We start from the raw sequence: 14,432 nt of genomic DNA, 5'->3' as shown, positions 1-14,432 counted from the left end.
TTTTTTCGTCTTCAGTAAAGTAAATAATCTTTGCAAGTTATTCCTTACCCAGCAAGGCCTGCAAATCCTGCTTCAAAGAAGACATTTTATTCGCATATTTTTCTTTGTTTTCTGCATCTTCAATTAGCTGGACAATCGTTTCGGAAAGCGTTTTACCGCGACGCTGCGCAAGACCTGCCAGCCGTTGCCAGACAATAAATTCCAGATCAATTGATTTCTTACGTGTGTACTGATGTTCCGCATTAAAATGGCGTTTCCGTCTGGCCCGAATGGTCTGCTTCATGCGATTGACCAGCTCCGGATTCATATGCTTTTCAATCCAGCCATTAACATGCACGGGTTCATTTTCCAGCGATAGCAACACGTCAACGGCTTCCTGGGCGGCACTGGCTTCCAGGTAACGGGTGATTAACTCCCCTTCACGGTGTTTCTTCACCAGATACTTCCATTTCCAACCGCTTTCCAGATTTTCAAGTTGTTGATATTTCATAGCGATCTCAATGTTACCCTGTAACTCTTTACAGAATATCAGTTTTTTAACTGTGTGATGAAAAGAATCTCGCATCCTGTGATGCTTTAGCGTGAATGCCTGGTCTTTTGTCAGCGCTTTCCACGTGTGCTGAAGTGTCGGTTACGGTATAATCGCATCTTTGACAACAGACTAAAAAACATCAACTTTGACCATTACGAAACTTGCATGGCGTGACTTAGTCCCTGATACCGAAAGCTATCAGGAAGTATTTGCACAGCCACATTTGATTGACGAAAACGAGCCTTTATTCAGTGACATTCAACCGCGGCTGCAATTTGCGCTGGAACAGTTACTGCACGCCCGAGCATCATCCTCTTTTATGCTGGCGAAAGCCCCGGAAGAGTCCGAGTATCTGAATTTCATTGCCGATGCCGCAAGCACGCTACAAAGCGATGCAGGCCAACTGATGGGCGGTCACTATGAGATTTCCGGCCACACCATTCGCTTACGTAACGCCGTTAGCGCAAATGATAATTTCGCAACACTAACGCAAGTCGTCATTGCTGACTGGGTGGAAGCGGAACAACTCTTTGGCTGCCTTCGCCAGTTTAATGGCGACATTACCTTGCAACCAGGGCTGGTGCATCAGGCAAATGGCGGTATTTTAATCATCTCCTTGCGTACACTGCTGGCACAACCTCTGCTGTGGATGCGGCTGAAAAATATCGTCAAGCGCGAACGTTTTGACTGGGTAGCGTTTGATGAGTCGCGCCCCCTCCCTGTCTCTGTTCCTTCAATACCGCTGAAGCTTAAAGTCATTCTGGTCGGTGAACGCGAGTCATTGGCTGATTTTCAGGAGATGGAGCCGGAACTGTCTGAGCAGGCTATTTATAGTGAATTTGAAGATACCCTCCAGATTGTCGATGCGGGATCAGTAAGCCAGTGGTGTCGGTGGGTTACGTTTATCGCCCGACATAACCAGTTACCTGCGCCTGGTGCCGATGCCTGGCCTGTGCTTATCCGCGAAGCCACCCGCTACACAGGTGATCAAGAAACTCTGCCGCTTGGACCGCAGTGGATCCTGCGCCAGTGTAAAGAAGTCGCATCCTTATGCGAAGGCGATAGCTTTACCGGCGAGCAGCTAAACTTGATGCTACAACAGCGGGAATGGCGCGAAGGATTCCTTGCCGAACGGATGCAGGATGAGATCCTTCAGGAGCAGATCCTGATCGAAACCGAAGGTGAACGCGTTGGGCAGATTAACGCTCTTTCGGTTATCGAATTTCCGGGCCATCCGCGCGCTTTTGGCGAACCTTCTCGTATTAGCTGTGTTGTGCATATAGGCGACGGCGAATTTACCGATATCGAACGCAAAGCCGAGCTTGGCGGCAACATACACGCTAAAGGGATGATGATCATGCAGGCGTTCCTGATGTCGGAACTGCAGCTCGAGCAACAGATCCCTTTCTCGGCATCACTGACTTTTGAGCAGTCATATAGCGAAGTGGATGGCGATAGCGCCTCAATGGCTGAACTCTGCGCCCTGATAAGCGCCCTTGCCGATGTACCGGTGAATCAGAGTATCGCTATCACAGGTTCGGTGGATCAATTCGGTCGCGCCCAGCCAGTCGGCGGTTTAAATGAGAAAATTGAAGGTTTCTTCGCTATCTGCCAACAGCGTGAGTTAAGTGGTAAACAAGGCGTGATTATCCCTACGGCTAACGTTCGCCATTTGAGTCTTCACAGCGAACTGGTGAAGGCGGTTGAGGAAGGCAAATTCACAATCTGGGCAGTGGACGATGTCACTGATGCACTGCCTTTATTATTAAATCTGATGTGGGATGGCGAAGGCCAGACGACGTTGATGCAGACCATACAGGAGCGTATTGCGCAAGCATCGCAACAGGAAGGTCGTCACCGTTTTCCGTGGCCATTACGTTGGCTGAACTGGTTTATTCCGAACTGATCGGACTTGTTCAGCGTACACGTGTTAGCTATCCTGCGTGCTTCAATAAAATAAGGCTTACAGAGAACATGGTAGATAAACGCGAATCCTATACAAAAGAAGACCTTCTTGCCTCTGGTCGCGGTGAACTGTTTGGCGCAAAAGGCCCACAATTGCCAGCGCCGAACATGCTAATGATGGATCGGGTGGTCAAAATGACCGAAACCGGTGGCAACTTCGACAAAGGGTATGTTGAAGCAGAACTGGATATTAACCCGGATCTGTGGTTCTTCGGTTGTCACTTCATCGGTGATCCGGTAATGCCGGGATGTCTGGGCCTGGATGCCATGTGGCAGTTGGTAGGGTTCTACCTGGGCTGGCTGGGCGGCGAAGGTAAAGGCCGCGCACTGGGCGTAGGCGAAGTGAAATTCACTGGTCAGGTTCTACCTACGGCAAAAAAAGTGACCTATCGTATTCACTTTAAACGCATTGTTAACCGTCGCTTGATCATGGGTCTGGCAGACGGCGAAGTACTGGTTGATGGTCGTCTGATCTACACCGCCAGCGATCTGAAAGTTGGTCTGTTCCAGGATACTTCTGCATTCTGATTTAAATCAGGCTGCATATTAAAAGGCGAAACCTCCGCATTGCGGAGGTTTCTTTTTAAAGAGACAGAATCAGGCCATAACTACCCTGTCCGCCATGGCTTCTCGCCAGCCTCCCAGCCATTCTGACCTTTGATTCAGCGTCTGATAGGGACACATTTCTTTTGAGCGTCCGGCGATGCCGGCCTGATAACCACGTTGATGTGCCCGTTCCAGGCGATCTCGTTTTTGTCTCTTCATGCCTCGTTTCCCTCATACTGGTTTCTGGTGGAAAAGAAAACAGTGATTACTAAATGTGCAATCACAGTTAAGCAATACCGCGAATCATAACTGCCGTCAATGCGCAAAATTCACGCCACTGTCATATTTGTGAGCCACACGGACATGTTGGTTGTACAAAAAATGTGAAGAGGAACAAGTTTTTTACTGCGAATTGCACAAAAAAACCGCCTCTGGCAACATGCCGGAGACGGTTATATTTACAAATATTTATAATTAAGGTAGACGCTTTATCTCTTGCGCAATAGCAGCGGCTTCCTGACTCCAGACATTAGCCAGCACTTTGACCATTTCATCGTAACCATCCTGATTTTGTACCCCTTCCAGACGGAACGGCCGTTTGATCAGTTGTCCCTGGTGATTCAATAGCCACTCGCCACTGACAATAACCTTGCCATCATAGCGGCCGTTAAACTCAGTTACGGTTACGTTGAGCGTGTCCTGGGCGCTTCCCAAAGGCTGGGAGGCAACCACCCAACCGGGCAGTTGCGTACTCAGGTTGGCGACCAGGGTGTTGCGCAACTGTTGATCTAGTGGGCTGGCCCACAGGTTGTTGTTGGCAATCACATACTTCACATCGCTGGTTTGATAAACCACGCCATTCCCCGCCAGATAGTCAGGAACTGCGACCTGCTCTACCCATAACAGGCGATTACCCTGGCTGGCGGTACTTTGCGTACCGCTCTGCATAACAGGTAACTGGTAATAGTTTTTATTGATTTCGCCGGAGCTGCATCCGGCCAGCCACAGTGCCGCGATCGTCACTAGCCACTTTTTCATTGTTTCGCCCTCTTCGGCTCTGGATCTTTTTTGTCCTTCGCTTCAAATACCAGCGCGTTGCTCTTCTCATTGAGCGTTTTCAGCACTGGTTGCAATTCACGCAAGACCTGATCAAGACGCTGCATATCCGCCACCATCTTGTTGTAAGCTGCGGAGCCAGGCTGGAAGCCCTGCATACTGCGATTCAGCTCACGCAACGTTGACTGCATATCCGTCGGCAACTGCTGCATCGACTGGCTGGCCAGAATCTTGTTCATACTATCCAGCGTAGTTTGCAGGTTTTTCATCGTGCGCTGGCTTTCCGACAGCGTGCTGGTCGCCTGCTCAATCATCGGATTCAACGGAAGTTTGTTGATCTTATCCAACGCCTCCATCAGACGCTGCTGGATTTGCGCCAGGCCGCCGCTAACGGTCGGGATAATCTGATAACCATTAAACTCTCGGATCCCAGTTATCGCTGGCGTATTCGGGTAGAAATCGAGATCAACATAGAGTGCGCCAGTAACCAGATTTCCGGTTTTCAGCGATCCACGTAAACCACGCTTCAACAACTCTCCGAGATGCTTAACGACATCCGCATTTTCGCCAAGCTGCATTTTCAGTCGTTCCGGTTCAATGCGAATGAGTACCGGAATACGGTAATCATCATTAAATGTCTGACGCATATTCGGCGCAAAGAAAGGCACCTTACTGACTGTACCCAGGCGAATACCACGGAATTCCACTGGTGCGCCAGGCTGCAGGCCGCGTACCGAATCTTTAAAGAACATCAGATAATCAATGTGATCGGTGTACAGCGAATCCTGAATGCTCTTCTGATCGTCATACAAAACGAATGCTGTTTTCGGTGCAACAGGCTGCCCTAAATCCAGCCCTTCAGGCACGTCAAAGCTGACGCCGCCGCTGAGTAGCGTTGTCAACGAACCCATCTCCACGCGCATTCCCGCTGACGTGAGATCAACCGCAATGCCACTGTCCTTCCAGAAGCGAACATTGCTGGTCACCAGTCGGTCGTAAGGCGCGTTAACAAAGAGCTGGTAACTAATATTACGTTTTTGGGTATCAAACGTGCTGGTTTCCACCGAGCCAACCCGAAAGCCGCGGAATAACACCGGATCCCCCGGAGAAAGCTGCCCGGCTTTTTTACTGTCAAGTATCACCCGAATCCCTTTCGCATCCGGCGGAGCCAGCGGTGGTGAATCAAGCAAATCGTATCTCGTCTGCTTGCCCCCTTTCGCCCCAGGCTGCAGCTCAATATAAACCCCTGACAGCAGAGTCCCCAGGCCGCTAATGCCCTCGCGACCAATCTGCGGTTTTACTACCCAAAAAACGGTATCTTTATGCAGCAGTTTTTCCATACCTGCGTTCAAACGCGCTTTGATTTCAACGTGCGTCAAATCATCAGCCAGTGTGGCGCTTTCAACCACGCCGACATCAACACTACGGCTTTTAATAGTGGTCTTGCCACCTTCTATCCCTTCCGCATTCGCGGTGATCAGGGTCACTTCCGGCCCCTGATGGCTGTAATGATAAAAAAGAACCCACGCTCCTATAAGCGCCGTGACGATAGGAAATATCCACACGGGAGACCAGTTCTTCACTTTCTGGATTTTGGCTTCCCCATTATTAGATTCCATACTGTCAGGACTCCTCATGCTCTGGTTCAGGTTGACGATCCCACGACAAACGCGGGTCAAACGTCATCGCAGAAAACATTGTCATAATGACGACTAAAGCAAACATTAATGCACCCATTGCCGGATAAATACTCATTAAACCTCCCATACGCACCAGCGCCGAGAGCACCGCAATCACGAAAACGTCAATCATTGACCAGCGGCCTACAAACTCAACAACTTCGTAAATCAAATGCATTCTTTCGCTGTCACGCTTGCCGTGTCCTTTGGCATCCCAGCACAACCAGCCAATGGCGATCATTTTTAAGGTCGGAACCATGATACTGGCCAAAAAGATAACCGCAGCGACCGGATAAGAACCTTCGCTCCACAGCAAGATCACCCCGGCGAGAATAGTCGACGGCATCTTTGCACCTAAAAAATCGGTCACCATGATGGGCAAGATATTGGCAGGGAGATACAGCATGATCGACGTAACGAGCAACGCCAGCGTCCATTGCAGACTGTTTTTACGTCGAACATACCCTTTGGTGCTACAGCGTGGGCACACCGGTTCATCGGCAGGAAGGATTGCTGTGCAACAAGAACAGGAGCGCAGCCCCTGGTTAATACCTGTCACCCCCGGTTTCAGCGGCTGATTCAGCGCAGGCATAGGAGCAATATCATCCCATAACCAACGGCGATCGACACACTGAAAGGCACGCAACTGAAGCACGCAGAACAAACACCAGGGAATAAAACTGCTGCCTACGCCAATGCTGCCATAAGCCATCAGTTTAACGAAACTCACCAGTACACCAGCGAGGAAAATCTCCGCCATTCCCCAGGTTTTAAGTTGAAAAAGCACCCGTCCTAAGTGCTCTTTCAGGCGAACTGGCAATTCCGCGCGGTTGACCAATAACAAAATAGTTATCAGGCAAAACGCAGGAACCAGTTGCACAAATAACAGAAAGAAAGTGCCAAGGCTGGCATAGTTTTCGGAAAACAACACGCCAGGAATTTCCAGCAACGTAATTTCGCTGGTTACCCCGGCGACGTTCATTTTCACAAAAGGAAACAGGTTGGACAGCAACAGCATAAACAGTGCAGCCAACGCGTATGCTGTGGGGCGCTGACGTGGGGCATCCCACGCAACAGTTAACGTCGTGCCACACCGGGGACATGCCGCTTTCTGACCATGCTCAAGGTGGGGTAACGCCACCAGCATGTCACACTGCGGGCACAAAATATGCTTCGCGGCATGATGATGTTCGCACATTGGTACTCCTTAATGATGCGCTATTTTACAGATTGCTGACAAAGTATTCGTTTTTCATGCCGGATGCGGCGCGAGCGCCTTTTCCGGCATGATAAATTGTACAAATCCAATAAATTGAGGTTTCCCTCATGCCTGATAAGCGTAGCGCATCAGGCAATTTATCTTTGTCATCAGCCTCTATATCAAACAACTGTTTTGCGATCAGCCACCATTTTTCAACGCTTCAAGATACTCCCAACGCTCAAAAGCTTGTTCCAGCTCCTGCTCAGCAGCAGCCAGATCGGCAAGCACTTTTTGCGTATGTTCATGAGACTGACTGAAGAAGGAGGCATCTGCCACCTGTGCCTGTAAGGCTTCCAGCTTTGCTTCCAGCTCTTCAAGTAATTGCGGGAGCTGTTCCAGTTCGCGCTGCAGTTTATAGCTTAGTTTGCTCGTGCTGCGTTTTACAGTTTCTGCTTTTGGCACAGGCACTTCTTCGGTTTTCTTCACCGCTGGTTGCTTAAGCGCCACATACTGTTCTTGCTGACCGCGAGCGTCGTGATAACCGCCAACATAACGACCGATTTTACCTTCACCTTCAAAGATCCAGCATTCTGTTACGGTGTTATCGACAAACTGACGATCGTGGCTCACCAGCAACACCGTGCCCTGGTAGCTGTCGATGAGTTCTTCAAGCAGTTCCAGCGTTTCGACGTCAAGGTCGTTGGTCGGTTCATCAAGGATCAGTAAGTTACTTGGTTTGAGGAACAGACGCGCCAGCAGCAGACGGTTACGCTCCCCACCAGAAAGTGCACGTACCGGCGTCATCGCCCGTTTCGGATGGAACAGGAAGTCCTGCAAATAGCCCAGCACGTGGCGTGGTTTACCGTTAACCATCACCTCTTGCTTACCTTCTGCCAGGTTATCCATCACCGTTTTATCGGGATCGAGTTCCGCACGATGCTGATCGAAATAAGCCACCTCCAGTTTCGTCCCGACATGGATGCGCCCGCTGTCTGGCTGAAGTTGCCCCAGCATCAGTTTTAACAACGTGGTTTTTCCGCAACCATTCGGGCCAATCAACGCAATTTTGTCGCCACGTTGCACCTGAGCGGAAAAATCTTTCACCAGTTGTTTGCCCTCAACCTGATAGCAAACATCTTCTATTTCAAAGACGATTTTACCGGAGCGGCTGGCCTCTTCGACCTGCATCTTCGCTGTGCCCATTACCTCGCGGCGCTGGCTACGTTCACGACGCATCGCTTTCAGGGCACGTACACGACCTTCATTACGGGTACGACGCGCTTTGATCCCCTGACGGATCCACACCTCTTCCTGTGCCAGCTTGCGATCGAACTCAGCATTTTGTAGTTCTTCCACGCGCAGAGCTTCTTCTTTTTCCAGTAAATACTGGTCGTAATTCCCAGGATAGGTCACCAGCTTACCGCGATCGAGGTCGACAATACGCGTCGCCATATTGCGAATAAATGAACGATCGTGGGAGATGAAAATTATCGTCCCGTTGAATGTTTTGAGGAAACCTTCCAACCAGTCGATAGTTTCGATATCCAGATGGTTGGTCGGTTCGTCGAGCAGTAATACGCGCGGATTGCTAACCAGCGCACGTCCTAATGCCGCTTTACGCAACCAACCGCCAGAAAGCGACGACAGCGCAGCATTGGGATCTAATCCCAATTGTGCCAGTACTTCGTTGATGCGGTTTTCCAGTTGCCACAGGTTATGGTGATCAAGCTGTTCCTGAACTTTCGCCAGTTCGTTAAGATTTTTCTCGCTCGGGTCATTCATCACCAGGCGTGAAATATCGTGGTAGCGTTTCAGGTATTCCGCTTGTTCTTCAATACCTTCAGCGACGAAATCATAAACGCTTCCCTCAACGTTACGCGGCGGATCTTGTTGCAGACGAGCAACGATTAAATCTTGCTCGTAAATAATGCGACCGTCATCCAGCCCCTGTTCACGGTTGAGGATCTTCATTAACGTCGATTTGCCCGCGCCATTACGGCCCACCAGACAAACACGTTCGTTATCTTCGATATGCAGCTCTGCATTATCGAGAAGTGGCGCGTCGCTGAACGACAGCCATGCGCCATGCATACTGATTAATGACATTACTATTCCTTTCAGGCTGCGGTAATCAGCCAGCAGTTGTGGATCTGGCGGTTACGGGCAAAATCCTGGGAAAGTGTTTTTTGCGTAATTTCTTGTGCTTTCAGCCCCAGTTTTGCCAGTCCGTCGAGATCCATACGAAAACCGCGTTTGTTGTTTGAGAACATAATCGTCCCCCCTGCGCGCAGCAGACGCTTCAGATCTTTCATCAGCGCCAGATGATCGCGCTGAACATCAAACGCATCTTCCATTCGTTTTGAGTTAGAGAAGGTTGGCGGATCGATAAAGATTAGATCGAACTGCTCATTAGCCTCACGCAGCCACGCCAGGCAATCGGCCTGAATCAGTCGATGCGCACGGCCAGTTAAGCCATTCAGACGCAGGTTGCGTTCTGCCCACTCCAGATACGTACGCGACATATCCACCGTAGTGGTGCTGCGTGCGCCGCCTAATCCCGCATGCACGGTGGCGCTACCGGTATAGGAGAAGAGGTTGAGGAAATCTTTGCCTTTGCTCATTTGACCGAGCATACGGCGTGCGATGCGGTGATCGAGGAACAGACCAGTATCGAGGTAATCCGTCAGATTCACCCATAAGTGAGCGTTGTATTCAGTGACTTCAAGAAACTCGCCTTTTTCGCCCAGTTTCTGATACTGATTTTTACCCTTCTGCCGTTCACGGGTTTTCAGCACCAGTTTGTTTGGCGCAATCCCCAATACCGAAATGGTCGCGGCGATAATATCGAACAGGCGCTGACGCGCTTTGTGCGCATCAATCGTTTTCGGCGGCGCATACTCCTGCACCACCACCCAGTCAGCATAGCGGTCAACGGCAACGTTGTATTCCGGCAAATCGGCGTCATACAGGCGATAACATTCAATCCCTTCCTGGCGTGCCCACTTCTCGAACTTTTTCAGGTTTTTACGCAGACGGTTAGCGTAATCTTCCGCCACCATCGCTGGTTTGCTGTCCGGAGTACTTTCGGCAACGTGGTAATTTTTCTGCACGCAGTCCAGCGGTCCGTTTTTCGCTTTGTACTGTTTGTCTGCGCGCAGTTGCAGGCAACTTAACAAATCCGGCGAAGCGCTGAATAAAGAGAGATTCCAGCCACCAAACTGGTTTTTCATGGTTCGACCCAGCAGGCTATGTAGCGCAATCAGCGCCGGTTCGCTGTCCAGACGTTCACCATATGGCGGGTTGCTCAGTACTGTACCGTACGGCCCTTTTGGCAGCGGATTGGTCAGTTGCGCGACATCTTTCACTTCAAAAGTAATCAGTTCGCCAATACCGGCGAGGCGGGCGTTAGTGCGTGCGCGTTGAATCACCCGCGCATCGCTGTCGGAACCGTAAAAATGAGAGCTGTATTCCGCCAGACCTTTACGGGCACGGGTCTGTGCTTCAGCTTTTACTTCCTGCCAGATGGCTTCGTCGTGCTGCGCCCAGCCGCTAAATCCCCAACGCCCACGGTGCAAGCCCGGTGCGCGATCGGTCGCCAGCATCGCCGCTTCAATCAGCAACGTACCGGAACCACACATCGGATCGAGCAGTGGTGTTCCCGGCTGCCAGCCGGAACGCATTACAATAGCCGCCGCCAGGGTTTCTTTGATTGGCGCAATACCCGCACGATCACGATAGCCACGCAGATGTAAACCGTCACCGCTTAAGTCGAGAGCAATGCTGGCGGTTTCTTTATTCAGCCAGACGTTAACGCGGATATCCGGCGTATCGCGATCAACATTCGGACGCGGCAGATTCTTACGCGTGAAAGCATCAACGATGGCATCTTTCACTTTCATCGCGCCATACTGGCTGTTACGGATGGTGTCATTCAAGCCGCTGAAGTGAACAGCGAAGGTCGCGCCTGGATTAAACATCTCTGTCCAGTTGATCGCCTGAACACCGAGATAGAGGTCTAAATCGCTGTAAACCTTGCACTCGCTCAGCGGCAACATAATACGCGAGGCCAGGCGGCTCCACATCAGGCTCTGGTAAACAAGCCGCGTGTCGCCCTTGAAATGGACCCCACCCTGAACCACCTGGCATTCAACGGCCCCCAGGTTTTCCAGTTCAGTTTTTAACAGCTCTTCCAGCCCACGGGCCGTACTGGCAAACAGAGAATTCATATCGTCACTTTTACTCTAAGAGCCTACCGCAGTAGGCGTAATTGTTGCAGTCAGTCAGGAGATGGGCAGCGCGGAGAAACCGGTGCGTACACGTAGTACCTAATGATTTCGGGCGCAGCCCAGGGCCGAACTGACAAATAAAATAGCCTATTGGTATAGGCTCTAAGAAAATTGTTGCGCATTATAGCTAATAAGTGCGTCATGTCATAAAGTTGAGGGCTTATTTTCATTTGAGGACCGCTCCGTGGCGACATTAACCCGGCTTTTTATTCATCCTGTTAAATCCATGCGCGGCATTGGTCTGACACACGCTCTTGCAGATATCAGCGGGCTGGCCTTCGATCGAATTTTTATGCTGACAGAACCCGACGGCACATTTATTACCGCCCGTCAGTTTCCACAGATGGTGCGCTTTACCCCCTCTCCCGTTCATGACGGTCTGCATCTCACTGCGCCCGATGGCAGCAGCGCGTGGGTACGCTTTGCCGATTTCGCCGTACAGGACGCACCAACGGAAGTGTGGGGCAACCATTTTACTGCACGTATTGCTCCAGCCACGATCAACACATGGTTAAGTGGATTTTTCTCCCGCGAAGTGCAGTTGCGCTGGGTGGGGCCGCAGATGACGCGGCGCGTAAAACGCCACAACACTGTACCCCTGTCATTCGCTGATGGCTATCCGTATCTACTCGCGAATGAATCCTCATTACGTGATGTACAGCAACGCTGTCCGGCAAGCGTCAGAATGGAACAATTCCGCCCCAATCTGGTTGTTTCTGGCGTGCCTGCGTGGGAAGAAGACACCTGGAAAGTGATTCGTATTGGCGATGTGGTGTTCGATGTGGTGAAGCCATGTAGCCGTTGTATTTTCACCACCGTTAGCCCGGAAAAAGGGCAAAAGCATCCGGCTGGCGAACCATTAAAAACGTTGCAATCTTTCCGTACTGCCCAGGATAACGGCGATGTCGATTTCGGTCAGAACCTGATTGCCCGCAACAGCGGTGTTATTCGTGTTGGCGATGAAGTGGAAATTCTGGCAACGGCACCGGCAAAAGCCTACGGCGCAGCCGCAGCGGACGACACTTTCCCAGCGACACAACAAGCGGACGCAAATGTAGATATCGACTGGCAAGGGCAGGCATTTCGCGGTAATAACCAACAGGTATTACTGGAACAATTAGAAAATCAAGGGATTCGTATTCCCTATTCTTGCCGTGCTGGCATCTGCGGAAGTTGTCGTATCCAGCTTCTGGAAGGCGAAGTCACCCCGCTGAAAAAATCAGCTATGAGCGACGACGGAACAATTCTTTGCTGTAGTTGTGTGCCGAAGAGTGCATTGAAACTGAAAGGTTAAACGGCTTGTTCAAGGCTGACGCTGTCATAACTCACGTGCGGTCTCAGCCTGTCATTCATAATTTTGATAGCGTCACCCAGTTGCATGGCGCGCCCGGCGATGACGACGCAAGGCTGTGCCAGCAGGCACAGTGCAGCATTTTCGCCAGATTCAATAACCAGTAAATTGACTTGCTCATTGGTGTCGCTTAACCAGACACAGGCTGCATCACCCGATACTGGTGCCCACATTTCGCCATGAGAAACAAAATGCCAGCTTTTCGGCATTTGCGGTTTGAGGTAACGAATCGCCACCAGCGCATTAAGCACCAGTTCGGCTTTTTGTTCTTTTGATAAGTTAAGGTCGCGGCATTTTTCTTCAAACGTGAAATAGAGCGCGGCGTCATCAACGCAAAATCCCGCAGGAGAAAAAGCATCCGGTGTCAGCATTTTACGAGCAAAACGTGAGCGAAATAGCATACCATTGGCTAAATCAAGCATCATTCGATCATGCTCTTCATCGTAATACCAACGCCAGTTATCATCTGGTTTAATTCGCATATGCCTCTCCTCTACCCTATAAATCTACCGCAACACATTCCATTGTCGCTTTGCTTAATAACCTCAACAAGAAAAGTACAAAATATCTAAATAAGTAACAGGAATGAATATAAAACAACCAGGGCTGAAAATAAAGCCCTGATTATCTTATAAAGAGAAAATGAAAGAAATAATTAGATATGGGTAATGATTTCTTTAATCAGCGGCGGGCCTTTAAAAATAAAACCAGAATAAATTTGCACCAGTGATGCACCCGCAGCAATCTTCTCACGGGCGGCGATGACCGAGTCAATACCACCAACACCAATGATTGGTAAACGGCCGTTTAATTCCTGCGACAAGCGGCGAATAATTTCTGTACTCTTTAATTGTAACGGGCGACCACTTAAACCACCGGTTTGCTCGCAATTTTTCATTCCCTGAACTAAAGAACGATCGAGGGTGGTATTAGTCGCAATAACACCATCAATATTATGGCGAACCAAACTATCGGCCACCTGGATCAACTCCTCTTCAGAAAGATCCGGCGCGATCTTCACTGCAATTGGCACATATTTATGGTGGATCGCCTGTAAATCATTTTGCTTATTTTTAATTGCAGTTAATAAATCATCCAGTGCTTCGCCATATTGTAAAGTGCGTAATCCTGGGGTGTTTGGCGATGAAATATTGATGGCAATATATCCCGCATAGGCGTAGATTTTTTCCATACAAATCAGATAGTCATCTTTACCCTGCTCTACCGGCGTATCTTTATTTTTGCCGATGTTAATTCCCAGAACACCGTCATAATGGGCTTTTTTAACGTTCTCTACGAGATTATCAACGCCGAGGTTATTAAAGCCCATACGGTTGATCAAACCTTCCGCATCCACCAGGCGAAAGAGACGAGGCTTATCGTTTCCTGGCTGTGGACGCGGGGTGACAGTACCGATCTCGATCGATCCAAATCCCATTGCACCTAAAGCGTCAATACACTCCCCGTCTTTATCAAGACCGGCAGCCAGACCAAGCGGGTTTTTAAAGGTCAGTCCCATGCAGTTAACCGGTTTCGCTGGAACGTTCTGCCGAACAAGTGCTTCAAACGGCGTTCCGGTAATGCGGCGTAATTGCTGAAAAGTAAATTCATGAGCGCGCTCAGGATCGAGCTGGAAAAGGGCTTTACGAACGAAGGGGTAGTACATGAACTCTCCTGGATTCCCGGTGTGCAAACCGGGGGCGTATTATGTGCGAGTTCAGCCAAAAAGGGAATTGACCTGCGGCAATAAATAGCAAACGTTTTCTTATTGCGCCTTTTTTATGCTTTTTTTGGCTTTCCTTCACCAGATAAATCA

At 49.9% G+C, this 14,432-nt stretch carries 12 protein-coding genes; 3 read left to right on the top strand and 9 right to left on the bottom strand.

Annotation, left to right across the window (positions count from 1 at the left end; all coding sequences use genetic code 11):
* Nucleotides 1-37: 37 nt before the first annotated feature.
* The gene (matP, locus tag A1WG_RS04575) at nt 38-490 is read right to left on the bottom strand and encodes a macrodomain Ter protein MatP (protein ID WP_001516131.1); all 453 of its coding nucleotides are present in this window, start codon (nt 488-490) and stop codon (nt 38-40) included.
* Between the two features lie 187 nt (nt 491-677).
* Between matP and A1WG_RS04580 the strand changes: the two genes are divergently transcribed.
* A complete protein-coding gene (locus A1WG_RS04580; protein WP_000156540.1) occupies nt 678-2,438 on the top strand; it encodes an AAA family ATPase in 1,761 nt (586 codons plus the stop codon).
* Between the two features lie 68 nt (nt 2,439-2,506).
* Nucleotides 2,507-3,025 (top strand): bifunctional 3-hydroxydecanoyl-ACP dehydratase/trans-2-decenoyl-ACP isomerase, encoded by a 519-nt coding sequence (fabA, locus tag A1WG_RS04585; RefSeq protein WP_000227927.1) that lies wholly within the window; start codon nt 2,507-2,509, stop codon nt 3,023-3,025.
* Nucleotides 3,026-3,094: 69 nt separating this feature from the next.
* Here fabA and rmf read toward each other — a convergent pair whose 3' ends face one another.
* The 6 genes from rmf to rlmKL form a co-directional block, all read right to left on the bottom strand.
* Complete coding sequence (rmf, locus tag A1WG_RS04590) at nt 3,095-3,262, bottom strand: ribosome modulation factor (protein ID WP_000828647.1); 168 nt, start codon at nt 3,260-3,262, stop codon at nt 3,095-3,097.
* A gap of 255 nt (nt 3,263-3,517) precedes the next feature.
* Nucleotides 3,518-4,081 carry a membrane integrity-associated transporter subunit PqiC gene (pqiC, locus tag A1WG_RS04595; protein ID WP_001516130.1) on the bottom strand — a complete coding sequence of 188 codons (564 nt, stop codon included), beginning with the start codon at nt 4,079-4,081 and terminating at the stop codon, nt 3,518-3,520.
* Nucleotides 4,078-5,718: an intermembrane transport protein PqiB gene (pqiB, locus tag A1WG_RS04600; protein WP_000445524.1), complete on the bottom strand. Its 1,641-nt coding sequence runs from the start codon at nt 5,716-5,718 to the stop codon at nt 4,078-4,080. Before pqiB ends, pqiC begins: the two co-directional genes overlap by 4 nt.
* Nucleotides 5,719-5,722: 4 nt before the next feature.
* Nucleotides 5,723-6,976, bottom strand: coding sequence for a membrane integrity-associated transporter subunit PqiA (gene pqiA, locus A1WG_RS04605; RefSeq protein WP_001516129.1), 1,254 nt, complete (start codon nt 6,974-6,976; stop codon nt 5,723-5,725).
* Between the two features lie 201 nt (nt 6,977-7,177).
* A complete protein-coding gene (locus A1WG_RS04610; RefSeq protein WP_000053064.1) occupies nt 7,178-9,085 on the bottom strand; it encodes an ABC transporter ATP-binding protein in 1,908 nt (635 codons plus the stop codon).
* 11 nt (nt 9,086-9,096) lie between these two features.
* A complete protein-coding gene (gene rlmKL, locus A1WG_RS04615) occupies nt 9,097-11,205 on the bottom strand; it encodes a bifunctional 23S rRNA (guanine(2069)-N(7))-methyltransferase RlmK/23S rRNA (guanine(2445)-N(2))-methyltransferase RlmL (RefSeq protein WP_001086563.1) in 2,109 nt (702 codons plus the stop codon).
* Between the two features lie 244 nt (nt 11,206-11,449).
* Between rlmKL and A1WG_RS04620 the strand changes: the two genes are divergently transcribed.
* Entirely contained in the window at nt 11,450-12,559 is a 1,110-nt protein-coding gene (locus A1WG_RS04620; protein WP_001516128.1) for a YcbX family protein, read from the top strand.
* On the opposite strand, the gene zapC is transcribed toward A1WG_RS04620, so the two are convergent.
* Nucleotides 12,556-13,098, bottom strand: coding sequence for a cell division protein ZapC (gene zapC / locus A1WG_RS04625; protein WP_001220666.1), 543 nt, complete (start codon nt 13,096-13,098; stop codon nt 12,556-12,558). The genes A1WG_RS04620 and zapC overlap by 4 nt on opposite strands.
* A 173-nt stretch (nt 13,099-13,271) precedes the next feature.
* Nucleotides 13,272-14,282, bottom strand: coding sequence for a quinone-dependent dihydroorotate dehydrogenase (gene pyrD, locus A1WG_RS04630; RefSeq protein ID WP_001516127.1), 1,011 nt, complete (start codon nt 14,280-14,282; stop codon nt 13,272-13,274).
* Nucleotides 14,283-14,432 lie beyond the last annotated feature (150 nt).

This window comes from Escherichia sp. KTE96, assembly GCF_000408525.1.
Taxonomy (GTDB): domain Bacteria; phylum Pseudomonadota; class Gammaproteobacteria; order Enterobacterales; family Enterobacteriaceae; genus Escherichia; species Escherichia marmotae.
The sequence above is the reverse complement of the archived record's forward strand: the minus strand, read 5'-3'. Positions and strand labels throughout refer to the sequence as shown.

Bases quoted from the DNA above. Each gene is read 5' to 3' on its own strand.
- matP (WP_001516131.1), bottom strand. From the start codon at position 490: ATGAAATATCAACAACTTGAAAATCTGGAAAGCGGTTGGAAATGGAAG.
- fabA (WP_000227927.1), top strand. From the start codon at position 2,507: ATGGTAGATAAACGCGAATCCTATACAAAAGAAGACCTTCTTGCCTCT.
- rmf (WP_000828647.1), bottom strand. From the start codon at position 3,262: ATGAAGAGACAAAAACGAGATCGCCTGGAACGGGCACATCAACGTGGT.
- pqiC (WP_001516130.1), bottom strand. From the start codon at position 4,081: ATGAAAAAGTGGCTAGTGACGATCGCGGCACTGTGGCTGGCCGGATGC.
- pqiB (WP_000445524.1), bottom strand. From the start codon at position 5,718: ATGGAATCTAATAATGGGGAAGCCAAAATCCAGAAAGTGAAGAACTGG.
- pqiA (WP_001516129.1), bottom strand. From the start codon at position 6,976: ATGTGCGAACATCATCATGCCGCGAAGCATATTTTGTGCCCGCAGTGT.
- A1WG_RS04610 (WP_000053064.1), bottom strand. From the start codon at position 9,085: ATGTCATTAATCAGTATGCATGGCGCATGGCTGTCGTTCAGCGACGCG.
- rlmKL (WP_001086563.1), bottom strand. From the start codon at position 11,205: ATGAATTCTCTGTTTGCCAGTACGGCCCGTGGGCTGGAAGAGCTGTTA.
- zapC (WP_001220666.1), bottom strand. From the start codon at position 13,098: ATGCGAATTAAACCAGATGATAACTGGCGTTGGTATTACGATGAAGAG.
- pyrD (WP_001516127.1), bottom strand. From the start codon at position 14,282: ATGTACTACCCCTTCGTTCGTAAAGCCCTTTTCCAGCTCGATCCTGAG.